The organism is Nocardia iowensis (assembly GCF_019222765.1).
Taxonomy (GTDB): Bacteria; Actinomycetota; Actinomycetes; order Mycobacteriales; family Mycobacteriaceae; genus Nocardia; species Nocardia iowensis.
Genome location: NZ_CP078145.1, coordinates 8,080,068 through 8,104,776, shown reverse-complemented (window position 1 = coordinate 8,104,776; position 24,709 = coordinate 8,080,068). Strand labels below are relative to the sequence as shown.

Annotated in this window: 23 protein-coding genes; 12 read left to right on the top strand and 11 right to left on the bottom strand. The window is 66.7% G+C overall.

What is annotated here, in order from left to right; translation table 11 throughout:
- Positions 1-110: 110 nt before the first annotated feature.
- Both KV110_RS37260 and KV110_RS37255 read right to left on the bottom strand, forming a co-directional pair.
- Positions 111-806: a type 1 glutamine amidotransferase domain-containing protein gene (locus tag KV110_RS37260; protein ID WP_218471815.1), complete on the bottom strand. Its 696-nt coding sequence runs from the start codon at positions 804-806 to the stop codon at positions 111-113.
- A gap of 51 nt (positions 807-857) precedes the next feature.
- Entirely contained in the window at positions 858-1,670 is an 813-nt protein-coding gene (locus tag KV110_RS37255; protein WP_218471814.1) for a carboxymuconolactone decarboxylase family protein, read from the bottom strand.
- A gap of 139 nt (positions 1,671-1,809) precedes the next feature.
- Between KV110_RS37255 and KV110_RS37250 the strand changes: the two genes are divergently transcribed.
- Positions 1,810-2,937: a serine hydrolase domain-containing protein gene (locus tag KV110_RS37250; RefSeq protein WP_218471813.1), complete on the top strand. Its 1,128-nt coding sequence runs from the start codon at positions 1,810-1,812 to the stop codon at positions 2,935-2,937.
- A gap of 91 nt (positions 2,938-3,028) precedes the next feature.
- Here KV110_RS37250 and KV110_RS37245 read toward each other — a convergent pair whose 3' ends face one another.
- Positions 3,029-3,937 carry an oxygenase MpaB family protein gene (locus KV110_RS37245; RefSeq protein ID WP_218471812.1) on the bottom strand — a complete coding sequence of 303 codons (909 nt, stop codon included), beginning with the start codon at positions 3,935-3,937 and terminating at the stop codon, positions 3,029-3,031.
- Between the two features lie 288 nt (positions 3,938-4,225).
- On the opposite strand from KV110_RS37245, the gene KV110_RS37240 reads away from it, so the two are divergent.
- The 11 genes from KV110_RS37240 to KV110_RS37190 are packed head-to-tail and all read left to right on the top strand — an operon-like array spanning position 4,226 to position 13,825.
- Positions 4,226-4,450 carry a hypothetical protein gene (locus KV110_RS37240; protein ID WP_218471811.1) on the top strand — a complete coding sequence of 75 codons (225 nt, stop codon included), beginning with the start codon at positions 4,226-4,228 and terminating at the stop codon, positions 4,448-4,450.
- Complete coding sequence (locus tag KV110_RS37235) at positions 4,450-4,635, top strand: hypothetical protein (protein WP_218471810.1); 186 nt, start codon at positions 4,450-4,452, stop codon at positions 4,633-4,635. The genes KV110_RS37240 and KV110_RS37235 overlap by 1 nt, the downstream gene beginning before the upstream one ends.
- A 20-nt stretch (positions 4,636-4,655) precedes the next feature.
- The gene (locus tag KV110_RS37230) at positions 4,656-5,510 is read left to right on the top strand and encodes an MlaE family ABC transporter permease (protein WP_218471809.1); all 855 of its coding nucleotides are present in this window, start codon (positions 4,656-4,658) and stop codon (positions 5,508-5,510) included.
- A 1-nt stretch (position 5,511) separates the two neighbouring features.
- Positions 5,512-6,375 (top strand): ABC transporter permease, encoded by an 864-nt coding sequence (locus KV110_RS37225; RefSeq protein WP_218471808.1) that lies wholly within the window; start codon positions 5,512-5,514, stop codon positions 6,373-6,375.
- Between the two features lie 8 nt (positions 6,376-6,383).
- Positions 6,384-7,748, top strand: coding sequence for an MlaD family protein (locus tag KV110_RS37220; RefSeq protein WP_218471807.1), 1,365 nt, complete (start codon positions 6,384-6,386; stop codon positions 7,746-7,748).
- 1 nt (position 7,749) lies between these two features.
- The gene (locus tag KV110_RS37215) at positions 7,750-8,772 is read left to right on the top strand and encodes an MCE family protein (protein ID WP_218471806.1); all 1,023 of its coding nucleotides are present in this window, start codon (positions 7,750-7,752) and stop codon (positions 8,770-8,772) included.
- Positions 8,772-9,794 carry an MCE family protein gene (locus KV110_RS37210; RefSeq protein ID WP_218471805.1) on the top strand — a complete coding sequence of 341 codons (1,023 nt, stop codon included), beginning with the start codon at positions 8,772-8,774 and terminating at the stop codon, positions 9,792-9,794. The genes KV110_RS37215 and KV110_RS37210 overlap by 1 nt, the downstream gene beginning before the upstream one ends.
- Positions 9,794-10,894, top strand: coding sequence for an MCE family protein (locus tag KV110_RS37205; RefSeq protein ID WP_218471804.1), 1,101 nt, complete (start codon positions 9,794-9,796; stop codon positions 10,892-10,894). Before KV110_RS37210 ends, KV110_RS37205 begins: the two co-directional genes overlap by 1 nt.
- Positions 10,891-11,973, top strand: a complete 1,083-nt coding sequence (locus KV110_RS37200) for an MCE family protein (protein WP_218471803.1) — start codon at positions 10,891-10,893, stop codon at positions 11,971-11,973. Before KV110_RS37205 ends, KV110_RS37200 begins: the two co-directional genes overlap by 4 nt.
- Positions 11,970-13,148, top strand: coding sequence for an MCE family protein (locus tag KV110_RS37195; RefSeq protein WP_218471802.1), 1,179 nt, complete (start codon positions 11,970-11,972; stop codon positions 13,146-13,148). The genes KV110_RS37200 and KV110_RS37195 overlap by 4 nt, the downstream gene beginning before the upstream one ends.
- Before the next feature lie 8 nt (positions 13,149-13,156).
- The gene (locus tag KV110_RS37190) at positions 13,157-13,825 is read left to right on the top strand and encodes a hypothetical protein (RefSeq protein ID WP_246634201.1); all 669 of its coding nucleotides are present in this window, start codon (positions 13,157-13,159) and stop codon (positions 13,823-13,825) included.
- On the opposite strand, the gene KV110_RS37185 is transcribed toward KV110_RS37190, so the two are convergent.
- The 8 genes from KV110_RS37185 to KV110_RS37150 form a co-directional block, all read right to left on the bottom strand.
- Positions 13,826-15,070: a TetR/AcrR family transcriptional regulator gene (locus KV110_RS37185; RefSeq protein ID WP_218471801.1), complete on the bottom strand. Its 1,245-nt coding sequence runs from the start codon at positions 15,068-15,070 to the stop codon at positions 13,826-13,828.
- Between the two features lie 185 nt (positions 15,071-15,255).
- Positions 15,256-16,497, bottom strand: a complete 1,242-nt coding sequence (locus KV110_RS37180; protein ID WP_218471800.1) for a TetR/AcrR family transcriptional regulator — start codon at positions 16,495-16,497, stop codon at positions 15,256-15,258.
- Between the two features lie 212 nt (positions 16,498-16,709).
- Entirely contained in the window at positions 16,710-18,050 is a 1,341-nt protein-coding gene (locus KV110_RS37175) for a cytochrome P450 (RefSeq protein ID WP_218471799.1), read from the bottom strand.
- A 119-nt stretch (positions 18,051-18,169) separates the two neighbouring features.
- Positions 18,170-20,119 carry an acetoacetate--CoA ligase gene (locus KV110_RS37170; protein ID WP_218471798.1) on the bottom strand — a complete coding sequence of 650 codons (1,950 nt, stop codon included), beginning with the start codon at positions 20,117-20,119 and terminating at the stop codon, positions 18,170-18,172.
- Positions 20,120-20,149: 30 nt separating this feature from the next.
- Complete coding sequence (locus KV110_RS37165; protein WP_218471797.1) at positions 20,150-20,962, bottom strand: HpcH/HpaI aldolase/citrate lyase family protein; 813 nt, start codon at positions 20,960-20,962, stop codon at positions 20,150-20,152.
- Entirely contained in the window at positions 20,959-21,462 is a 504-nt protein-coding gene (locus KV110_RS37160) for a MaoC family dehydratase (protein ID WP_218471796.1), read from the bottom strand. The genes KV110_RS37165 and KV110_RS37160 overlap by 4 nt, the downstream gene beginning before the upstream one ends.
- Complete coding sequence (locus KV110_RS37155) at positions 21,459-22,619, bottom strand: acyl-CoA dehydrogenase family protein (RefSeq protein WP_218471795.1); 1,161 nt, start codon at positions 22,617-22,619, stop codon at positions 21,459-21,461. Before KV110_RS37155 ends, KV110_RS37160 begins: the two co-directional genes overlap by 4 nt.
- Entirely contained in the window at positions 22,616-24,709 is a 2,094-nt protein-coding gene (locus KV110_RS37150) for an acetyl/propionyl/methylcrotonyl-CoA carboxylase subunit alpha (protein ID WP_218471794.1), read from the bottom strand. Before KV110_RS37150 ends, KV110_RS37155 begins: the two co-directional genes overlap by 4 nt.

Below are 24,709 nucleotides of genomic sequence, written 5' to 3'. Positions count from 1 at the left end.
AAAGCGGACGAGCCGGTCGGCCGTCGCGAGGCGACGGTGCTATCGCGAGCAACGTCGACGTCGTGCTGTCGATTCCCCGCACGCGGGTGGCGTTCGCGGCGAGCGAAACGTCAGCCCAACTTTTGCAGCAGCGCCGTGGCCACGGCGGCGGAGGAGCCGGGATTCTGTCCCGTGATCAGGTTACGGTCGACGACGACATTCGGCGCCCACGGTTCGCCCTCGCGGAAGTCGGCGCCCAACTCGACGAGCCGGTCCTGCAGCAGCCACTGTGCCCTGTCCGCCAGACCGGCCTGGGTCTCCTCCGCGTTGCTGAATCCGGTCAGCGCGTACCCGGCGAAGGCATTGCTGCCGTCGGCCTTCGTGGCGGCGAGCAGCGCGGCGGGCCCGTGGCAGACGACCGCCAGCGGCTTACCGGATTCTAGTGCGGCGGTGAGCAGCTTGCCGGATTCGGCATCGACCGCGAGGTCTTCCATGGGGCCGTGGCCGCCGGGGTAGAAGACCGCGGCATAGTCGGTGAGGTCGACCTCCGCCAGTTTGACGGGATGGTGCAGTTCGGTGCACTCCGCCAGGGTTTCGGCGATTTTGTCGGCCTTGTCCTGACCGCCGTTGGCGTCGGCGGTGAGGCTGCCCTGGTCCACCGGTGGCTGCACGCCGCCGGGGGTGGCGACCACGACCTCATGACCCGCCGCCTTGACCGCCTCGTACGGCACCGCGAATTCCTCGGCCCAGAATCCGGTCGGGTGCCGGGTCCCGTCGGAAAGTGTCCAGGTGTCGGCACCGGTCAGCACAAAAAGTAGTTTCGCCATAGTTCCGACACTAGGACCGCCTCCGTAGCCTGGCCAATGGGATCGCCGATATCAGACATCGGAATTCTGATGGCTCTTCCGCTCGGCCAAGACCGTGCGCGCCACCGCGATTCCGTTGAGCGCGGCGGGGAATCCGGCGTACCCGGCCATCTGGATCATCACCTCGACGGCCTCCTTTTCGCTGCCCCCGACGTTGAGCAGGCCGTGGACGTGCACTGCCAGCTGCGGCGCGACGCCGAGGGCGGTGCACATGGCCACGGTCACCAGTTCGCGGGTCCGCAGATCGAGCCCGGGCCGGGAGTAGATGTCGCCGAAGGCGAACTCGATGAGGTAGCGGGCGAAGTCCGGGGCGATGTCTTGCAGCGAGGCAATGACCTGTTCGCCCGCGTGCCCGTCGACCTCGGCGAGAGCGGCCGCACCGCGGTCGAATCGGTTGCCTTCCGGTGCGGTGGCCGGGACGGGTTCGGCGGGCAGGTCGGTCCGGGCGGCGAAGACCTCCTTGGCGGCGGTGAGCCCGTTGAGCGCGGCCGGGATGCCCGCGTAGACGCTGGCATGGATCAGCGTCTCGACGATCTCCGTGCGGGTGCAGCCCACATTGAGCGCGCCCTCGATGTGGAAGCGCAGTTGGGGCGCGGCGTTGCCGAGGGCGGCGAGCGCGCCCACGGTGGCCAGCTGCCGCTGCCGCAGGGTGAGTCCGGGGCGCGAGAGGATGTCGCCGTAACCGAACTCGACGGTGAGGCGGCCGAAGCCGGGGGCGATGTCGGCCAGGCTGTCGAGCACGGCCGGATCGCCGATTTGCTCGAGCAGCGCGAGGCCGCGCGCATAACGATCGTCCTGGCCGGTGGGGTGCTGGGTGCTGGTCATGGGACGACCATAAAAGTTGGAGTGCGCTCCAACGCAAGCCCTGGATTTCGACTCATCCCTGTAGGGGAGGCCGGTTCAGGGGGAATCTCGGGGTCCGTCCCCGATGTGTGCGGGCCCGCCGATTCCTAGCGTTTCGGGTATGCGATTCGCACCGATCATTGTCACCCTTTCCGCGGTTGCTCTGCTTGCCGGGTGCACCTCGGACCAAGGGTCAGAGACCGCAGCGGGAGTGTCGGACAACAAGATTCGCGCCGTACAGGCCGATATCGACAGGATCGTGGCCGCCGGTGTCACCGGGGCGATCGCGACCGTCACCGATAACGGTAAGACCGTTGTGCTCACCAGCGGGGTGGCCGATATGGCCACGGGCGCCGCGATTCCGGCCGATCCGCCGCAACGGGTCCGGGCGGGCAGCATCACCAAAACCTTCACCAGCGCGATCGTTTTGCAGCTCGTGTCGGAGGGAAAGGTGCGGCTGGACGAACCGGTCGATACCTATCTGCCCGGGCTGCTGACCGGGGACGGCATCGATGGGCGGGCGATCACGGTGCGCCAGCTGCTGCGTCACCAGACCGGACTGCCGGACTTCGCCGACGATCCGCGCGCGGATGAGTACCAGGCGGTACTGAACGATCGCACGATGACACCCGCCGAAGCCGTCGCGATGACCCTCGAACGGCCCGCCGTTTTCGCACCGGGGACGCGCTGGGAATACAGCAACATCAACTACATCGTGGCCGGCATGCTGATCGAAAAGGTCACCGGCGCATCGTATGTCGATGAGCTGAACCGGCGGATTCTGCAACCTCAGGGATTGGCCGATACCTACTTGCCCGGACCGGGGGAACGCGATATCCGCGGCCCACATCCGAAAGGTTATGCGGTGGTGAACGGTACGGTCACCGACGTGTCGCGCACCGAGCCGTCGATTCCGTGGGCGGGAGGCGCCTTGGTCGCGACGGGCGCCGACTTGAACCGCTTCTACGCGGCGCTGGCCGCAGGCCGGGTGGTGCCTGCCGACGAACTGCGCGAGATGCGTGACGCTGTGCCCGCGGGTCCCGACGCCACAATGGATTACGGCCTAGGTCTTGGGTCGATGCGCTTGTCCTGTGGTGCGCAGTTCTTCGGTCACGGCGGCGGCATCTACGGCTATCTCACGTTGACCGGCGCGACGACCGAGGGGCGGGCGGTGACCTACCAGTTCACCAAGGACATGGAGGCGGAGCCCGAGGCCATCGCCATCCTCAGTGACGCGCTGTGCCCCTAGTGCCAGTCTGATTCGAGGGGTCTCCGTCGTCCGGGCGAGTAACCGCCCGGACGACGGAGCCATGCTCGCGGAGCCACGATTCCGCAGCGGCTCAGATGAGGTTCTTCTGCTTGCGGATTCGACGCCGCACATCCGCCAGCAGGCTGTAGGTTCCGCCGTGCCGGAGGAAGCGTGGGATGAACCGATTGACGAAGGCGACGAACACGAACAGGTGCTCGAAACGCCGCTGGTCGGCGGCGCTCCATTCGACCTGGAGTTGTTCGCGGAAGATCGGCGCGAGGAACCCGATCGTGAGGAATTTCAACAGGTTTCGGAACGGCAGCCGCAGATACCAGTGGATCATCCGTAGATTCAGCAGATCGTCCAGGTAGCCGCGCACGTACTCGTCGATCATCACCTGTTCGCAGGCTTCGTTCCAGTATCGATCGAATTCCGCGCGGGTTGGCGGCCACATCTCCTCGGTCACCTGCAACGTGGTGCCCAGCGTCGAGGACGACAGATAGAACGCCTCGGCCTGCTCGTCGCTCATCCGCCCCTGCAGCAGTTGATAGGTGTCCTCGAAGCCGATGTACAGGCAAGCGGCGACCCACAATTGGAGATTTCGGTCGAACGCGTTGTACTTCACCGGCGCGCCCGGCGCCGAATGTACTTGCCGGTGCGCGACATTCACCGCCTCGCGGTAGGCGAGCCGTTCCTGCTCGGTGCCGAGGATGGCGACCGCCAGATACTGCGTCGTGGTGCGGGCCCGTTTCCACGGGTGCTGGAGCAGCGACCCGGATTCGACCTTGCTCTCGGCGACGCCGTACCCTACGCCCGGCCTTGCCATCTGCATCACCACATTGGCCGCGGCACCCGCGAAGGACCAGAAGTCGAGCGCGTCGGTCAGTTTGATCGGCCGCTTCGTGACCGGCCGGTGCGCGGAACCGATGGTGATCCGCGTTCGGTCTTTCGTCATCGGGACGGTGTCGCGGCGATTCGAGGAATGAGCGGCGGCGGTCATGGGGAGTCCTTCCGTGTCCTGAATCGACTCCGCAGGGTGTGCACACCCTGTGAACTACAGATAACTTAAGCCGCCCAGGTCTGTCGCGTCAACGAGGGTGCGTTCATGCGATTATTCCAGGTAACAGGGTAACCAATCTACGGGAAAGTCTTCCATGGTTGGTGGAATCGTGCGTAACATAGCGCCCCATACCGGACCATGCGGTGTCCGGCTGGATCCAGCGGCGGATCCCATGGTGGTCCGTCGCGGGCGGCCGGTCGCGTTCGTCCGGCACGCGAAAGGACACGCATGCTCAAGAAGCTGGATCGGCTGTTCAGCTACGAGATGAAGGTCTCGGAGTTCCTCGGGACGCTGATCATTCTCGGCATCCCGTACGGGCTGATCGGTGTGATCTGGACCCTCACCCACACCGGCCACCTGCGCGATATGCACGGCATCGACGTGGTCGTCTCGTTCCTGGGCTCGATCGTGTGCTGGCCGGTGCTCACCTTCTCGAATGTGTGCATGACCTGATGATGTTCTTGGTTTGGCTCATCGACATCGGAGTGATCGGCGTGAAGGTCCTGGGCGGGCGCACGCGGGTGAATCCGGTGCTCCGGTTCGGACTGTGGCTGGCTGTGCTGAGCGCCGTCGTGGCGGGCATCGCCGTGGTCGGCTACCTCCTCGTCTTGCTGCAACGGCAGCTGACCATCGCCTGAGCCTGGAGAGGCAGTACCTAGTGACGATCACCGAACGACCGCCGGACCGGACCGATCTGGAGAAGGCCGTCGACGACCTGAGGGGCCTATGGCAGCGGCACCCGCAACGGTCGCTGGAGACGCTCGGCCGCCAGGTGACCCTCGGCCGTGATGCCGTCGCCGAGATGTTCCTGGCGTTGTTCACCCGCCGGTTTCCGTTCCAGGAATTCGTCAAGCAGTGCGCCTTCATGGCCAGTGTGTCCGCGGCGCCGACGGTGTTCGTCGCGATACCGGTGGCGGTGGTGGTCTCGATTCAGCTGGGTGCGCTGGTGAGTCAGGTCGGCGCGACCACCTTCATCGGGGCCGTCAGCGGTCTCGGCATCATTCGCCAGGGCGCGCCGCTGGTCACCTCGCTGATGATCGCGGGCGCGGTCGGCTCGGCCATCTGCGCGGACCTCGGTTCCCGCACCATCAGGGAGGAGATCGACGCCATGAAGGTGATGGGCGTCGATCCGATCCGCAGGCTGGTTGCGCCACGGCTCGCGGCCGCGGTGCTGGTGAGCATGCTGCTGTGCGGGTTCGTGGTCTTCGTCGGCTTCGCCACCGGCTATCTGTTCAATGTCTATGCGCAGGGCGGTACTTCGGGATCGTTCATCAGCACGTTCGCCTCCTTCGCGGTCGCGAACGACCTGATCGTCGCGCTGGTGAAGGCGGCCATCTTCGGGGCGCTGACCGCGATCATCGCCTGCGATATCGGCCTGCACACCAGGGGCGGCCCCGGTGGTGTCGCGAATTCGGTGAACGCGGCGGTGGTCAACTCGGCCCTGATGTTGTTCGCCACCAACATCATCATCACCCAGGTGTACAACACGCTGTTTCCGGCGAAGGTGCTCTGAGATGGGGTCGCGATACACGCCACCGGCGTTGCAACCGTTGCGCGTCGTCGGCGGCGCGGTCCGCGGACCGGTTCGGGCCAACCAGCGGCTCGGTCACCAGGCCATCACCTTCGTGCGGGCCGTCGCGGCAATTCCGTTCGCGCTCAAGCACTATCGCAAGGAGGTGCTGCGGCTCACCGCCGACGTCGGGTGGGGCAACGGGTCGCTGATCGTCGGCGGCGGCACCGTCGGCGTCGTCATCATCCTGTGCGGGTTCGGCGGGATCACCGTCGGCATGGAGTCGTACACGGCGCTGAACCTGCTCACGATGAACCCGTTGACCGGCGCCATCTCCGGGTTCGCCACCACTAGGGAAATCGGCCCGATCCTGGCCACGTTGGCCTTCGCGATTCAGGCGGGCTGCCGATTCACCGCCCAGCTCGGCGCGATGCGGATCTCCGAGGAGATCGACGCGCTGGAATCCATTGCCATTCGCCCGCTGCCGTATCTGGTGAGCACTCGGATGATCGCGGCGACGCTGACCATCGTCCCGCTGTACAGCGTTGGCCTCGCGGTCGCGTATCTGATGACGAAGCTGTCGGTGCTGTTCCTCGGCGGCACCTCCGCGGGCACCTACGACCACTACTTCTTCCAGTTCCTCAATGGCGCCGACGTCTTCTTCTCGGTGCTCAAAGTGGTGGTGTTCGTGCTGCTTTCGACATTCCTGCAGTGCTACTACGGCTATGTCGCCACCGGCGGCCCGGAAGGGGTCGGGCACGCGGCGGGCCGCGCGATCAAGATGGTGATCGTCGTGATGGTGTTCGCGAACCTTGTTCTCACGCTAGCTATCTGGGGAATCGACCCCGGCTTCCGGATCTCGGGATAGGGGTCGCGATGCTCATCGATCCCAGTGGTCGCGGCCCGAGTGCGCGGCAACTCTCGCTCGCGGGTATCGCACTGACGACCGTCACGTTGCTGCTGTTGTTCCTGCTCGGGCTGCGCTATAACGGTCATTTCGAGGACAACGTCGGCGTCGTCGCCGTGCTCACCAGCACCGGTGACGGGCTGCCCGAACACGCCGACGTGAAATTCCGCGGCATGATCGTCGGTTCGGTCGATGGCGTCGAGGTCGTCGCCAAAGGTGAACGCCAGCGTGCCGAGTTGAAGTTGAAACCCGCTGTCGCGGCGATGATTCCGGCGGCCGTGACGGCCCGGGTCATTCCCAACAACATCTTCGGCGTGACGGCGATCGAGCTCGTCGACAACGGGCAGACCACCGAAACCCTGCGCGCGGGCGCGGAGATTCCCGAGGACACCAGCGAGGGCACCGTCCAGCTGCAGACCACGCTGAGCGTGCTGCGGGATGTGCTCGACCACATCCAGCCGGAGAAGCTGGGCCGGGTGCTCGCCACGCTCGCCGACGCACTCGACCCGTCCGTGCGCGTCCCCGGTTCCACCATCGAACGTTTGGACCGCTGGCTCACCGAGGTGCACGCCATTCCTGGGATCGGCGCCATGCTCGGCGATCTCGGCCGGACCGCGACGGCGTTGAGCGCTTCCGCGCCCGAGCTGGTCGGCGTGCTGTCGGAGTCGGTGACCACCGCCCGCACACTCACCGAACGACGCGACAAGCTGATTGCCCTGTTGACCAACGCGAACGGGGCGGTCGACTCGGTGAATTCGCTGTTCGCCCGCAATCCCGACGCGGGCAAGGAAGTGGTCTCCGGTGTCGACGAACTGTTCGGCAGCTTGGCCGAGGATCCGCAGGCATTGCCGGACACCGCGGCCAATCTCAATGTCTCCCTGCAGCGATTGCGTTCGGTGTTCGGCTTCGGGCCGAGTCGCCAGATGATCTGGAAGATGGATGTGTCCTTCACGCCGTTCCAGCAGTACACCGCCGAGGACTGTCCGCGATACGGCAGCATGAGCGGACCCCGTTGTGGCGGCAGCACTGTTCCGGAAGTTGCTCCACCACAGGAGTTTCCGTCGCAGATGGCACCGAAGTGGTTGGATGCTGCGGGACCGGCGCCCGTGCTGCCGACCATCCCCGGCCTTCCCGGTATTCCGCTGATTCCCGGTCTCACGGCCCCGGCTGCCGCAACGGATCCGACACCGAACCCCGCTGCTCCCAGCGGTTTACGTGGAACAGACGCGGTAGCCGCGATCGTCGGCGGCAAGCCGACCGCCGCGCAGTATCTGCTGCTGTCGCCGCTGCTGGCAGGCGGCTCGGTCACCCCGGCGGACAAGGGCGGTCGCTGAGATGAAATCAGGTAAGGCGCTGATCGGGTTCAGCCTCTTCGCCGTCGTTGCGATCGTGCTGACGTACACGATCTGGTCCACCCTGCAACGTTCGGTGACCGGCGACACCGATTCCTACTCCGCGACGTTCTCCGACGTCCTCGGTCTGCGCGTCGGCGACGACATCCGGATGGCCGGTGTGCGAGTCGGCCGGGTCGACGCGATCGACTTCGACGGCGACTACCGGGCGCGCATCGACTTCCGCATCCAGCGCAAGCAGCGGCTCACCACCACCACGAAGGCCATGGTGCGCTATCAGAATCTGATCGGACAACGCTATGTCGCGCTGGTTCCCGGCGCGGGCGACGGACAGGTGCTCCCGGCGGGCTCGGCGATACCGCTGGAGCGCACCGAGCCCTCGTTCGATGTGTCCGCGCTGCTGTCCGGATTCGAGCCGCTGTTCAGCGTGCTGCAGCCGGATCAGATCAATTCCCTGTCGGAGACGCTGATCCAAGCCTTGCAGGGCAACAATGTCTCGCTCAGCGCGTTGATCACCCAGGCCGCCGAACTCGCGGGCACCTTCGGGCAGCGCGACAAGATTCTCGGCGATGTCATCACCAACCTGAGCAGTGTCATCGCCGGACTGGCACATCGCAGCGGGGAGCTGGAAACGCTGATCACCCAGGCACGTTCGCTCGTCGAGTCGCTGTATGCGCAAGGCGAGTCGCTGAAGAGCTCCGTCGATCAGGTGGCCGTTTCGACCGACTCGCTGGTGCAACTGATCGGCCAGGTGAAGCCGAATATGGCGCAGGCGCAGCACGATGCGACGAGCGGCGTGGCGCTGCTGTTGCTCAACGGCGCCTCGTTGGATCAGGCGGCCGTGGAGCTGCCGGACGTGCTCAATGGCATCGCCAGGTTCACCAGCTACGGCGCCTATGGCAATGCCTACATCTGCCGCCTGGATGTCTCGCTGTGGGGTGTGCTGCTGCCACCGGGGTTGTTCTCGCAGATCGGCGGCAATTCGCAATCGGAGGTGTGCCGGTGATGACACGAGCGCGGTCCCTGGCCGGACGCGTCCGACTACCGCGGAACAGGTTGCTGTGGCTCGGTCTACTCGCGGCGGGCTCGGTGCTGCTGCTGCTGGTCGGCTCCAGCGCGTTGTCGCAGGCCCGGCTGGGGGACAAGACGATTCAAGCGGAGTTCGCCCAAGCGGCCGGGTTGCGGGCGGGCGCGTCGGTGGATGTGTCCGGCATCGAAGTAGGTTCGGTGCGCGCGGTGCGACTCGACGGCGCGAAAGTTGTCGTTGACCTTCGGGTCCGCCGGGACCTGCGCCTCGGCCCCGACGCACGCGCGGCCATCAAGATGACCACCATCCTCGGCAAGTTGCACGTCGAGCTGGTCCCGGGCAACGGAAAAGGGCTGCCGGGCAACAAGATTGTGCTCGCCAATACTTCGGTGCCGTACAACCTCGGCAAGGTCATTCGCGATCCGGTGTACAAGTCGTCGTTCGAGCGCATCGAACGGATCGATCCGGCCAAGTTGCGCGAGTCGCTGGACCTGCTCAGCCGGCAGATGGGTGATTCGCCGCAGCTCACCGTCGAGGCGTTGAACAGCATCGGCGCGCTGGCCAAGGTGATCAACGAGCGCCGCGACGAGGTCGACGTGCTGTTGAAGAGCATGGATCAGGTGTCGCAGTTGGTGTCCGACAATCGCAACAGCGTGCTGCTGCTGCTCACCCGGGGCGAGGCGATCGGCAATGCCGTCGCGCTACGCCAGAATTTGCTGAAGTCGTTGCTGGACAACGTCGCCGAGCTCTCCCGCCTATTGCAGGAGATGGGCCTGGAGAACAACGATCAGCTCGGCCCGATGATCCAGAGCCTGAACACCATGTCGGAGGGCTTGGAGAAGAACCGGGACAACCTCGATTCGCTCTACGAAATCATGCCGGTCGCGTTGCGGCAGTTCAATAACGCGCTCGGCAACGGTCCCTACGGCGACGTGTGGGCGCCGTGGGTCTTCCCGGACAACTGGCTGTGTTTCGCCGGTGCGGTACAGGGGTGCAACTGATGAGAATAGGTACTTTGCTGAAGACCGCAGTGCTGTGCTTGGTGACCGGCGTGGCCTCGGGGTGTTCGTTGCTGCCGGACAGCCTGAGCGCGCTGCCGGACCAGTATCTGGGCGAACATCTGCGGATCAGCGCCGATTTCGAGAACGTCGCCGGTCTGTACGCGGGCAACGACGTCGCGATTCTCGGTGTCCCGGTGGGTCGGGTCGACACGGTGACGGCCAGAGGCAGCTATGTCGAGGTGACCATGTCCATCGACAAGAACGTCAAGGTGCCCGCCGATGTCGTCGCGGCACTGGTGTCGCCGCAGCTGATCACCAACCGCCACATCGAACTCGCGCCCGCCTATGAAGGCAACGGCCCGGTGCTGACCGACGGTGCGCACATCCCCTTGGAGCACACTCGCACGCCGGTCGAGCTCGACCGCATCCTGGACAATTTCGACCAGCTCGGCCGAGCGCTGAAGGGCGACAACGAGACCGGGCCGATGGCGAGCCGGGTGCTGTTCCCGCTGCTCGACGGCAACGGGGACAAGCTGCGCGAGACGCTCGACGCGATGTCCTCGGCATTCGAGGTGAGTCTGGCCAATGGGGACCAGATCTCCAACACCATCGTGAAGCTCAACGAGATCACCCAGATCATCGCCGAGAACGACCAGACGGTGCGCGATTTCAGCGGCAGGCTCACCGAAATGGTCGGGCTGATGGGCGATCAGGCGCCGGGACTGCAAGCGGTGCTGACGCAGCTCAACGACTTCGTCACCAACACCTCGACGGTGGTGGGCAACAACCGTGAACAACTGCTCGGTGCGCTCACCCGATTCACTACGCTGACCGGGCAGATGCGGGCCAACGCGCGCTCGCTCACCGAAATCGCCGACGTCACGCCGCTGTTCTTCCAGAACCTCGCCAACGCCACCAGTCGCGAACATCAAGCGCTACGCCTGCACGGGCTGCTTGACAAGGCGGTCCTCGACGGCGAGGCGCTTTCCGTGTTCTGCGAGCGAGTGCAGATGCGGCTCGACGGGTGTCGCACCGGCAAGATCCAGGACTTCGGGCCGGATTTCGGGCTCACCGCCGCGCTGCTCGGATTGACCAAATGAGGACCAGGGCGCTGGCCGCGCTGGTCGTCGCCGCGACCGTCGCCGCGACGGCGGGCTGCGCGGTGACGGTGGACAATGTGCCGCTGCCAAAGCCGGGCATCGGCGGCCCCGGCTACCCCCTGCGCGCGGTGTTCCGGGACGCGCTCAACCTGCCCGCGAACGCGCACGTAAAGATCGGTGGCACCGATGTCGGCATGGTGTCCGCGATCAGCACCACCAACTTCCTCGCCGAGGTGGAAATGCAGATCCGCCAGGACATCCAGCTGCCCCGTGGCACCACCGCCGAGCTGCGCCAGGCCACCCCGCTCGGCGACATGTTCGTCGCGATGACCCTGCCCGCCCGGCAGGACAGCGCCGAGCTACTGCGCCCTGGCGACACCATCGCCCCGGATCTCACCTCGACCGGCGCCTCGGTCGAGCAGCTGATGATGTCGGTCTCCCTGTTGCTCAACGGCGGCGGACTCAATCAGGCGGCGCGGATCACCGCCGAGATGAACTCCATGTTCGCCGGGCGCGCACCGGAGTTGTCGCACCTGATCACCGAAATGACCGACGTGCTCGCCGCACTCAATCAGCGCACCGCCGACGTCGATGGTGTGCTGTCCGGGCTGAATACGTTGACCGGGGAGTTGGCCAGACGCAAAGCCGAATTGGGCGCGGCTGCGGACACTTTTCCGCCGCTGATCGGTCTCGTCGCCGAAAACAACAGGGCCATCGCCGATCTCATCGCCAAGGTGTCGGTGACGATGGCGGCGCTCGGTGACTTCACCGACACCACCGGGCCGGACTTCGTCAGCCTGTTCGACAGCATTCAGCGGCTGATGTCCGGATTCACGCAGATGGGCGACGATCTCGCGGGCACGTTGGCGGGCCTGCACGCCATCTACCCCTCGATCACGGCCAGTATGGACGGGCCGGTGCTCGCGGTCGCGGCCACCGTGTCCTATCTGAGCGTCGGTGCGCTGACCGACCCGAAGGGCAGCAGGCCGCCCGAAATCGGTGACGTGCCCGCCTTCATCGGCAGTCTGGCGCAGGTCATCGAAAAGGTGATCGGCCGGCTGCAGGGCGGTGGGCGATGAATCCGCCGCTGTGGCAATGGCTGGTGCGGCGCCGGGTCGCGGTGGCCAATGTCGGCTTGATCGTGGTGCTCGTGCTCGGGGCGTCCTATCTCGGCGCCAACGTGCTGCGGATCAATCCGCTGCCGAGCACCTACACCGTGCGGGTCGAGCTGGCGAACTCCGGCGGCCTGGCGGCGAACAACGACGTGACCTTCCGCGGTACCCGGGTCGGCCGGGTCTCCGACGTGCGGATCTCCGGCGACGGTGTCGCCGCGATCGCCGAAATCGACAAGACCGCACGGATTCCGGTGGGCGGCACGGTGGCCGTCGGGCGGCTTTCCGCGGCGGGCGAGCAGTATCTCGACTTCCGGCCCGACGCGGACAGCGGGCCGTACCTCGCCGACGGCGCGGTGGTCGAGCGCGCCAGGACGACGGCACCGGTGACGGTGCAATCGGTGCTCGCGAGCATGAGCGGATTGATCGGCGGGATGAACCCGGGACGACTCAATGTGATCGTCGACGAGCTCGACAAGGCACTCGCGGGTGGCCCGGATCGGTTGCGCAACATGATCTCCGGAATCAGCAGGGCGATAGCCGGGTTGACCGATCTGCTGCCGCAGACCAGGCAGCTCATCGAGAACCTGCAAGTGATCGCGGAAACGACCTCGCACGCCCAACCCGACCTGACCACGCTGACCACCGGCTCCAGCGCGCTGTTCCAGCAGCTGACCGCCGCCGATCAGGAGGTGCGCAAGTTCCTCGACCTGGGACCGGGTCAGTTGGCCACCCTGGGCGGCATCGTGCGCGACACCGAGGACCCGATGACCAACCTGGTCACCAACTTCGTCGCGATCACCAAGGCGGCGAAGCTACGGGCACCCGCTATCGCGGCCCTGTTCCCCGCGCTGCGGACGGGGTCGGAGGCCATCGGTATTCCGGCGCACGACAACGCCTATCACACGCTGGTCGACCCCTGGCCGCGCCCGAGCTGTGACTACGACACGGTGCCGGTGGTGCCGACGACGAAGACCACCGACACCAGGGTGCGGCTCTACAACTACTGCGTCACCAATAATCCGGCGCTGCAGGTTCGCGGTTCCGCGAACGCGCCACGACCGAATGTGCCGGACAACGGCTCCGGCCCGCCACCCGGCGTCACCGGTAACGAACTGTCCCGACCGGTACCTGGTAGATAGGAAACCCCATGAGCGACAACGAAGATCCGAGCACTTCGACGTCTGCGGATTCGGCCGCGCCGGATACGTCGAGCGATGCGGTGGCAGAACAGGCTTCGCCCGCGTCGGGCCAGGCGGCTGCGGACGGAGATGCGGAGAAGGCCAGTGCGGGCAAGCGCCTGCGGCTGTTGTCCGGCCGGGCGGGAGTGATTGCTCTGCGGGCAGCGGCAGCTGTGCTGCTTTGTGCCGCAGTCGCTTCGAGCGTCGTCTTCTTCTTGCAGAACAAAGGCAACAAGGCCGTTCTCGACGCCAATGCGGACGCGCGCACCGCCGCCTGCAAGTACGCGCCGGTGCTGGCCGATTACGACGCCAAGAACCTGGACGCCTACTTCACCGCCGTGCTCGATGGTGCGACCGGTGATTGGAAGAAGCAATTCGACAGCACCAGCAAGGAATTGCGCGAAGTGCTCACCCAGGGCGAGGTGGTGTCGAAGGTGAACGATGTCCAGTGCGCGATCAAAACCGGCGACGAGAGCTCCGCCGAGGCGATAGTGGTCATCGGGCAGACGATCACCAGCATGGGCACCCAGGGCAAGCCCGCGCCCGGTCAGTTGTCCATGGTGATGCGACTGGAAAAGGTGGACGGCCGCTGGCTGGTCAACAAGGTGAACTCGCCACTGGCTCCGCCGCAGCAGTAACTAGCCGCTCTCGGCGCCGAACAGGACGACCCGCATGAGGTGCACCACCCGCTGCCGTGAGCACACCGGGTCGTCGGAGCCGAAGCGCTGGCCGAGATCGACGACCAGAGCCAGTGCCGCGTGCACCAGGAGCCTGGCGTCGGCCGCGGACAGCTCGGGCCGCACCCCGACGAGTAGCTTCGCCCATTCTTCGACGTTGAGCCGCTGGATGTTTCGCAGCACCGTCCGATCATCGGCGGGCACATTGCTGATCTCGGCGTAGTAGACGAAGGTCAGTTCGCGCTCGGCGAAGGAGCCCGCGACGTACAGCTCGATCAGCGTCGTCAGCGCCTGTTCCGGGCCGTCCGCCGCCGCGACGGCGGGCCCGATCGCGGCCGAAACCCGTTCTGCGGCGCGGCGAAAAGCGGCCGCGAGGATATCGCCCTTGCCGCGGTAGAAGCGGTACACCGCCGAGGATGCGGGCAGTCCGGCCGCGGTGGCGATATCCTCCACGCTGACATTCGGGTAGCCGCGTTCGTGGAACAGTTCGATAGCGCGGGCGAGCAATAGTTCGTGCTTGAACGTCAGCGGAATCTCGGTTGCCGCAAGGGTTTCGGTCTGTGCGGCCGAAGGTGGCAGGGTGCAGTCGGCGACGGCCAGGCAGGCGGTGCCGAGCAGCGTGCTCAAAGCGCGCACCGGGATCGACACGTGGTGATCGCCGATGCTGCTCAGCACGCTCAGCACGGCGGCCGACAGCACCGCCCGGTCCGTCTTGTCGAGTTCCGGCCGGGCCGCGGCGAGCAGCGACATCAGCACCGAATTCACCGTCGCCAGTTGATCGGCCAGGATCGTGGCATCGGCGTCTTCGAGATAGCGTCGCTGCCAGCGCAATAGCGCGGCGCTGCGGCGGTTCGCGATCGAAGCGGTGATCAGTGCCTCGATGACGTGCCCGAGCCGGGCCGGTGCGGGCAGCTCGCGTGCGGAGTCCGGCAGCCGCACCGCCGCCTCGCTGAGGCCGCCGAGCCGCAGGGCCTCCTCCCGGAACAGCGCGTACTTGCTGGGGTAGTGGCGATACAGCGCGGCCGAGCTGATGTCGAGCCGGGACGCGATGTCCTCCATGCTCACGCCGTGGTAGCCGAGCGACCCGAATGCCTCGGCGGAGGCCGCCGCGATCTGGGCCCGTCGATCACGTGGTCGCCGCCGGACCACGCGCGGTGCTGCCCCGTCGGACGCCTTGTCCGCAGCGCGGCGTTCCTGGGCACCCATGCCGCGATGGTAGCCGAATCGGACACTCGGTAGAGGGGCCTTGCGTACTTGAATTCAAACTGAATCGGAGATCACAACGAGAGCCATATTCAGGCCGTAACCTTTAGTGCTTCGAGCTCGACGGGATGGAATCTCGCGTAACATAAACGACCGGTCGGTACCGCAATGGAAGCCGGCTGACTCGATCAGGCGGCGGGGCGACCGAACAGAACCAGCTGCATGAGCAGGCGCACGCGCGCCTGCGCCGCCATCGGCTGGTTGTCGAACGCCCGCCCCAGATCGACCACCAACGCGAACGCGGCGTGGATCAGGAACCGCGCTTCGGCAGGCGACAGCTCCGGCCGCACCTCGCGCAGCAGCCGCGCCCATTCTTCGACACTGAGCCGCTGGATGTTTCGCAGCACCGTGCGTTCTTCCGCCGGAACATGCTGGAACTCGGTGAAGTACACGTAGGTCAGCGCACGTTCGGCGAACGAGCCCGCGACGTACTGCTCGATCAGCGTGGTCAGGGCGCCCTCCGGGGTCGCCGCGCTCGCGACCGCCGGGCCGACTGCCCCCGAAACGCGTTCTGCCGCACGGCGAAAGGCCGCGGCGAGCAGGTCGCTCTTGCCGCGATAGAACCGGTACACCGCCGAGGCGGCGGAAAGTCCTGCGGCGGTGGCGATGTCTTCCACGCTGACATTCGGATACCCGCGCTCGTGGAACAGCTCCACCGCTTTGCGCAGCAGCAGTTCGTGTTTGAACGAATCCGGGATCTCGACCACCTGGAGCGGTTCGGCGGGCTGCTCGGCGGGCAGCTCGGCGCCGACGATCGGCCAGCACGCCGAACTCAGCAGCCGGGCAAGGGATTTCGCCGGAAGCGTGGCGTGGTGATCGGCAATGCTGGTGATGGTGCTCAGCAGTGAGGTGCGCAGCACGCGGATGTCGTCCTCGGTCAGCTCAGGGCGCAGCTCGGCCAACTGGTTGCCCAGCGCGCCGAGCACGGCGAGCTGCTGGTCGTTCAGCGTGGCCAGGTCGTCGGGCTCGAGGTAGCGGCCCTCCCAGCGCACCAGGGTGATGGTCGGCCGGTTCTCGATCGTGACCGCGATCAGCGCGTCGAGCACGTGTCGCAGCCGCTGTTCGGGTGGCAGGCCCGCGGCTTCTTCGGGCAGCTCGACCGACTCGGTCATCGCCAGGCCCACCCGCAGCAGTTCCTCGCGGAACAGCGCGTACTTGCTCGGATAGTGACGGTACAGCGCGGCCGAGCTGATGCCGAGCCCCGAGGCGATGTCCTCCATGCTCACGCCGTGATAGCCCAGCGCACCGAACGCGGCGGCGGAGGCGGCGGCGATCTGGGCCCGTCGATTCTTCGGCCTGCGTCGGATCTCCCGGGGTGCCGAGTCGCCGCTGCTCGCCTTCCGCGCCGTACGGCGATTGTCGACACTCATGTCGGACATCGTACTGATCAGGGCTGGTGAGACGGGCCACGGCTCGGGGCGGGCCGCCTGTCGCCCAGGTTATGTGTCCTTGGCCACCACCGAATCGGCTCGGTACCAGCCCGGAAACGCTCGGCGTCGACCGCCGAGACGATCAGTGTGCGCAGGTCACAGACGCGTGGGTGGACACAGTCGTGCGCTACCGACGCTGACGCGCGCTCTGCTCAGCCGCGTGGCGTGATGACCAGACGGGCCTTGCCTCGGGGGACCGTCGTGATGTTGCGCGTCTTTCCCCGTTCGGGCTCCGCCCCTTCCGGCAGCGAAAGCGCGTGCCGCACAAGAATTTCCCGCAACACGGTGGTGCCCTCCATTAGGGAGAAACCCGCACCGATGCAGCGCCGGACCCCGCCGCCGAAGGGCAGCCAGGTATTCGGCGCCACCTCGCCCGCCAGGAAGCGGTCCGGCCGGAAGACGGCGATGTCGGGATAGTTGTCGGGGCTGCGATGCGCGAGCAGGATCGAGGTATTGACCACCGTGCCCGCGGGCAGCCGCCGGCCGCCGATGGTCATGTCCCTGGTCAGTTTTCGGTTGGTCCCGTTGATGACAACGTGCAGCCGCATCGCTTCCTTCATGACGGCTTCGAGGTACTTGTCGTCGCCGGTACGCGCGGCCTCGGCGGCCTCTCGTTGAATATCGGGGTGCGCGGCGATCTCGTACAAGGCCCAGGACAGCGCCGACGCGGTCGTCTCATGGCCCGCCAGCAGCAGGGTGATGAGCTGGTCGCGCAGCTCGGCGTCGGTGAGCGGCGGGTCGTGATCGTCACCGGTGCCCGCGTGCAGCAGCCGGGACAGGACATCGGTGCGTTCGGCCAGATCCGGCGCGCGTCGTCGGCCCGCGATTTCGGCGTAGAGCAGGGCGTCGACCTCGTGCAGATTCGTGGCGAACCGTTTCCACGGGCCGACCCGGCCGAGCATGGTCGACTGGAAACCGAGGAAGACCAGCGGATTGAGGTTCACGATGTGCTTCAGCCGTGGCGTGAGCTCGGCGCGGGTCTGTTCGTCGGTGACCCCGAACACCACCTGCATGATCACCTCGAGGGTGAGCGCGTTCATCCGGTCGAGCGTGACCAGCGTCGAACCCGGTGTCCAGCGGCCGATCTCGGCGACGGCGATGTCGGCGACCAGCTCGCGGTAGGCGCGTAGCGCCGCGCCGTTGAAGGCGGGCATCAGCAGCCGCCTGGCCCGCGCGTGTTCGTCCTCGTCGGTGAGTAGCAGCGAGTGCTGGCCCATGATGTGGCCGAGAATCTGGTTGCCTTCGCCCGCGTGCAGGTCGCGCGGATTGCCCGCGAAGATCTCCTTGATGTGTTCCGGCCGGGAGAACACCACGAAATGATCGGCGAACGGCGGGATGCGCAGCGTGAAGACGTCGCCGTACCGGCGGGCGAGCGCGGGCACGAACCGCTGCCGATCGACTTGGAAGAAGATGCTCTGCACAAAGGCGGGTAGTCGTGACCCCGGCGGGTACGCGGCCGTCTCGTCGCGTTCTCGGACGTCCTGTGCGGCCACGATGCCACCTCCGCGGGTAAGTGACGAACCTGTCGCCTACCACGCTAGGAGATGCGCACCGCGGGGTCTATCAATACCGGCCGATCCGACGACGTCGAGACGGTGACGATCGGCCGCTGCTAGGCGCCGGTGTTCGGGCGAAGCGTGGCGTACCAGTCGAGCAGGTCCGGGTTGTCGACCGCGCTGCGCTCGACGACCCTGGTCGGGTCGGCACCCTGGAACAGCTTCTTGATGGGGACCTCGAGCTTCTTGCCGGTGCGGGTGTGCGGAATGCCAGGGGCGATGAGGATTTCGTCCGGCACGTGCCGCGGCGAAACCTCGGTGCGGATGGTGGTGTTGATCCGGGTCTTCAGCTCGTCGGTGAGTTCGGCGCCGGGAGCGAGGACGACGAACAGCGGCATCCAGTAGCCGCCGTCGGGCTGTTCGGCGCCGATGACCAGGGCTTCGGCGATCTCGGGGAGGGCTTCGACGGACTGATAGATGTCGGCGCTGCCCATCCGGACGCCGTGCCGATTGAGGGTGGAATCGGAGCGGCCGTGCACCACGATGCTGTTCCGATCGGTGATGGTGATCCAGTCACCGTGCCGCCAGATGCCGGGATACATGTCGAAATAGGCTTCGTGATAACGCTTTCCGTCCGGGTCCTGCCAGAAGCGGACCGGCATGGACGGCATCGGCTTGGTGATGACGAGCTCGCCGACCTCGTTCCGGACCGGCTGACCGGTGCCGTCGAAGGCCTCGACCGCCGCGCCGAGGAAGCGGGCCGAAAGCTCGCCAGGCCAGGCCGGGACGGTGCGGACCCCACCGAGGAAGGCCGAAACCACATCGGTGCCACCGCTGATCGAGCTGACCTGAACGTGCTCACCGGTGTTCTCGCCCAACCAGACCGCCGACGAGGTCGGTAGCGACGCGCCGGTGATGCCGACCGTGCGCAGAGCGGACAGGTCGTGCTCGGCGCGCGGCACCGCACCCGCCTTGATGCAGGCGAGCACGTAGCCGGGACTGGTACCCAGTACGGTGGCGCGGGTCTCGGCGGCGATGCGCCACAACGCGTCCGGGGCCGGATAGGTGGGGCTGCCGTCGTAACAGACGATGGTCGCGCCGACCAGCAGACCGGCGATCTGGAAGTTCCACATCATCCAGCTCGGGCTGGTGTACCAGAAGAATGTATCGTCGGGGCCGATATCGGATTGCAGCGCAACGGCTTTGAGGTGCTCCAGCAGCACGCCGCCGTGTCCGTGCACGATGCCCTTCGGCAGCCCGGTGGTGCCGGAGGAGAACACGATCCACAGCGGATGATCGAAATCGACTGCCTCCGTGCTGATCACGGCGGGGGCGGCCTCGTCATGGGCGATCGCGTCCCGCCACGGCGTCGCATCCGGTACGTCGAAGCCGAGCTGTGAGACGGCGATCGTGCCGCGCAGCGTGCCGAGACCGGCTTGCAGGGCGGCGATGTCGTCGCGCTTGTCGTGCGCCTTGCCGCCGAAGCGGTAGCCGTCGGCGGTGATCAGTACGGTGGGTTCCAGCTGGCCGAGCCGATCCAGCGCGGCCTTGGGGGAGTAGTCCTGGCCGCACGCGCTCCAGACCGCCCCGATGCTGGCGGTCGCCAGGAACGCGATGACCGCCTCCGGAATATTGGGCAGATAGCCGGCCACCCGATCACCGGCCCGCACGCCCATCGACCGCAACGTACGGGCCAGTGCCGTCGAGTAGTCGATCAATTCGACCCAGGACACCTCGCGCGTGGGTGTGTCCTCGGCGACCGCGACGATCGCGGGCCGATCGGTGCGGAACTGGCGAACGATCTGGTCGACGTAGTTCAACCGAGTACCGGGAAACCATTGCGCGCCAGGCATTTCGGAAGAGGGCAGTACCTCGCCCGCCACCTCGCCGAGCTCGAAATAATCCCACACCGCATGCCAGAAACCGGCGATGTCATCGACGGACCACTGCCACAACGTGGCATAGTCCGGCGCGGCGACGCCGGTGCGCGCCTCGACGAACTTCGCGAAGTCGGTGATCCTGGCGTCGGCGATATCCTGCTCGGTCGGCACCCACTGTGGTTGCACCGCATTCCTCCTGGCTGTTCGAACTGGTGGTCAGGCGCGCTCGGCGCGCCGCACGATCTGCTCGGCATGCCGCAGCACCGGGGCATCGACCATGCGGCCCTCGAAGGCGAACACGCCACGGTGCTTCGGCACTTCGCCGAGTACCCGGCGGGCAAAGTCCAACTCCGCCGCCGAGGGGGTATAAGCGGCGCGAATGACCGCCACCTGGTTGGGGTGGATGGCGACCTTCGCGTCGAATCCGACGGCGACCGCGTCCAGCGCTTCGGCGCGCAGACCGTCGAGATCACGGATGTCCAGATACACCGAGTCGAGCGCGAACTTGCCGTACGCCTTGGCCGCGAGCAGCGTGGTCGATCGCACATGGCGCGCCACATCGCGGTAACTGCCGTCGGCGTGCCTGCTGGAGTTGCCGCCGAGCCCGGCGACGAGATCCTCGGCACCCCACATCACGCCGATCGCGTTGTGCGCCTGGACCGCTCGGCCGGCCGTGAGCGCACCGAGCGGCGACTCGATCAGCGCGATCACCTCGTACTCGGCCAGCGCCGTGATCTGTTCGGCGGCTTCGCATTTCGGCAGCATGACGCACCGATATCCGGTGTCGGCCAGTGCGGCCAAGTCGAGGGCGTGGTCGTCGGTGCCTGCCGCGTTGATCCGGACCACCGTGGCCGCGGGATCCAGGGGCGTCTCGACGAGTGCCTTGCGCGCCGCTACCTTGTCCCCGGCCGCAACCCCGTCCTCGAGATCGAGGATCACCACATCCGCGGCCGCGGCGGCCTTCGCATAGCGTTCCGGCCGATCCGCGGGACAGAACAACCACGCCGACCCCGGCATCTCCCAGGTCATGACTGTCCGGATTCGGGTCGTAGGCGGATCATCGCGTTGCGGACGGCTACCGCGACGACGGTGCCGTGCTGATTGCGGGCGGTATGGCGGAAGGTGACGATGCCCGTACCGGGCCTGCTCTTGGAGACGCGCTTGTTCAGGACGACGGTTTCGGCGTAGATGGTGTCGCCGTGGAACAGTGGCGCCGGGAAGTTCACCTCGGTGAAGCCGAGATTGGCGACGGTGGTGCCCTGGGTCAGGTGCGCCACGGCGAGGCCGACCATGGTGCCCAGGGTGAACAGCGAGTTGACCAGGCGCTGATGGAACGGCTCCTGGGCGTCGCTGTAGGCCGCGTCGATGTGCAGCCCCTGCGGATTCATGGTCAGCGTGCTGAACAGGACGTTGTCGGTCTCGGTCATGGTGCGGCCGGGCCGGTGCTGGTAGAGCACGTCGGTTTCGAGTTCCTCGAACCACAGGCCGGTCTGCACTACCCGGCGCAGGCCATCAGTCGTCTCACTCACAAACCCAACTCCCGTCCGATCAGCATCAACTGAACCTCCGTTGTGCCCTCACCGATTTCGAGGATCTTGCTGTCCCGGTAGTGCCGGGCCACCGGGTATTCGTTCATGAATCCGTAGCCGCCGAAGATCTGGGTGGCGTCGCGGGCATTGTCCATGGCGGCCTCGCTGGCCACCAGCTTGGCGATGGACGCCTGCTTCTTGAACGGCTTGCCCGCCAGCATCAGTGCCGCAGCGTCATAGTAGGCGGTACGGGCCGTGTGGGCCCGCGCCTCCATTCTGCCGATCTTGAAGGCGATGGCCTGATTGCGGCCGATGGCCTGGCCGAATGCCTCGCGTTCCTTGGCGTAGCGCACGCTCTCGTCGACGCAACCCTGCGCCGCGCCGACCGCCAGCGCCGCGATGGCGACGCGGCCCTCGTCCAGGATGCGCAGGAAGTTGGCGTAGCCGCGGCCGCGCTCGCCGAGCAGGTTCTCCGCCGGCACCCGCACGTCGGTGAAGCTGAGCGGGTGGGTGTCCGAAGCGTTCCAGCCGACCTTGTTGTAGGCGGGTTCGGCGACGAAGCCGGGGGTGTCGGTGGGCACCAGGATGGTGGAGATCTCCTTCTTGCCACCGGTCTGGCCGGTCACCGCCGTCACCGTCACCAAGGTGGTGATGTCGGTGCCGGAGTTGGTGATGAACTGCTTGCTGCCGTTGATGATCCATTCGCCGCTGTCGGCGACCGCCGTGGTCCTGGTGCCGCCCGCGTCGCTGCCCGCACCCGGCTCGGTGAGCCCGAACGCGGCCAGCGAACGCCCACTGGTCAGCTGCGGCAACCATTCCAGCTTCTGCTTGTCGTTGCCGAAGCGGTAGATGGGCATCGCGCCAAGGGAGACACCGGCTTCCAGCGTGATGGCCACGCTCTGGTCGATCTTGCCGAGCTCCTCCAGCGCCAGGCACAGCGCGAAGTAGTCGCCGCCCATGCCGCCGTACTCCTCGGGGAACGGCAGCCCGAACAGGCCCATATCGGCCATGCCGGAAACCACCTCGTACGGGAAGGTGTGCTGCGCGTCGTGCTCGGCGGCCACCGGTGCGACCACCGACTGCGCGAAATCCCGCACCGTCAAGGTGAGATCGCGGTACTCCTCCGGCAGGGTGCCGGTGGACAGGAAGTCGGTCATGCTGGGTTTCCTTCTCGCTCGGCGGTATTCGAGGATTGTTCGATTCCCTCGTCGGCCCGGCGGACGCCGGAATCCGGTGACGCGGACTCTTCGCGGGCGGGCGTCGCGACAATGCGGGCGAGCACTTGATCGAGGCGCACCTGCGTGCCGGGGGTGACCAATATTTCGACGGTTCCGGCGATCGGGGCGGTGAGCGAATGCTCCATCTTCATCGCCTCCACGATGACGACCGGATCGCCCGCCGCCACGGTGGCGCCGCTGGACACCGGCACGGCGATCACCGAACCCGGCATGGGGCTGTGGATTTCGGCGTCGCCGATGTGCTCGGCGGTGCCGCGCACGCTCGCCTCAGCCATCTCGCGCAGCATCGCGCTGCCCGCGGGTCCGGCCAGCCACAGTTGCCCGTCGTATTCGGCGACCCGGTACTCGTGCCGGACACCGTCCAGGACCAGGGAAAGCACGTTGTTGTCGAAAGCGGCGGTGAGCGAGACCGATTCGCCTTCGCTGATTCGTGCCGTCGCTTCGTTCGGCGTGCCGGTGAGGTACACGTGCTCGACCCGGTCACCACCGGTCAACCGGATGGCGGTCGGTGCCGCGGTGCCGATGCGCCAGCCGGAGGGGATGTGCCACGGATCGCCCGGCGTCGCGGGCCAGCGTCGCAGCCAGCGGTAAGCGGCGGCGGCCAGGAACAGCTCGTCGCCGACCGGGGTGGGCTGGAAGTCGGCGACCCGGCGATCGAGCAGTCCGGTATCCAGTTGCCCCGCAGCGACATTCGGGTCCGCCAGCAGGAAGCGCAGGAACTCGATATTGCTGGTGACCCCGAGCAGAACCGTATCGCCCAGTGCCCGATCGAGTTTCGCGATCGCGGCGGTACGGTCGGCGCCGTGCGCGATGACCTTCGACAGCATCGGGTCGTAATCGCTGCCGACAACGGTGCCGACCCGCAATCCCGAATCCACCCGGATCCCGGTGCCTTCGGGCTCGGACAGGTCGAGCACCGTACCGCCGGTGGGCAGGAACCCACGACCGGGATCCTCGGCGTACACCCTGGCCTCGATGGCGTGCCCGATCATCCGGATCTCGTCCTGCTCCACCGCGAGCTTCTGCCCGGCGGCGACGCGAACCTGGCACTCCACCAGATCGATGCCGGTGACCAGCTCGGTGACCGGATGTTCCACCTGCAGGCGGGTATTCATCTCCATGAAGAAGAACTCGTCCGGCCGGTCGGCCGAGACGATGAATTCGACGGTGCCCGCGCCGACATAGTCCACACTGCGCGCGGTATTGCAGGCGGCCGCGCCGATCCTGGCCCGGGTCGCGGCGTCGAGCAGCGGCGACGGCGCCTCCTCGATCACCTTCTGGTGCCTGCGCTGCAGGCTGCATTCGCGTTCGCCCAGGTGCAGCACATTGCCGAACTGGTCGGCGAGGACCTGCACCTCGATGTGCCGCGGGCGGGTGACGAACCGCTCCAGGAACAGGGTGTCGTCACCGAACGCCGCCGCGGCCTCGCGCCGCGCGCTGACCAGCGCGTCCGGCAGCTGAGCGGGATCCTCGACCAACCGCATGCCCTTGCCGCCGCCACCGGCGGAGGGCTTGACCAGCACCGGATAGCCGATCTCCCGGGCCGCGGCGATCAGGTCGGCGTCGGTCAGACCGGGCCTGGCGATGCCGGGCACCACCGGGACGTTGAACGCGGAAACGGTGTTCTTCGCCGCGATCTTGTCACCCATGATCTCGATCGCCCGGGGCGGCGGGCCCAGGAAGACGATGCCCGCGTCCGCGAGCGCCGCGGCGAAAGCGGCGTTCTCGGAAAGGAATCCGTACCCGGGATGCACCGCTTGCGCGCCGGTCCGCACGGCGGCGGCGACCACCTTGTCGATCGCGAGGTAGCTGTCACGCGCGGGGGCCGGACCCAACCACACCGCGGTGTCGGCCTCGTGCACATGCCTGGCGTCGGAATCGGCATCGCTGTAGACCGCGACCGAGCGAATGCCCATGGTGCGCAGGGTGCGGATGACGCGCACCGCGATCTCGCCGCGGTTGGCGACGAGAACGGTGTCGAACCCGACGGGATGAGATTTGTTCAGCAT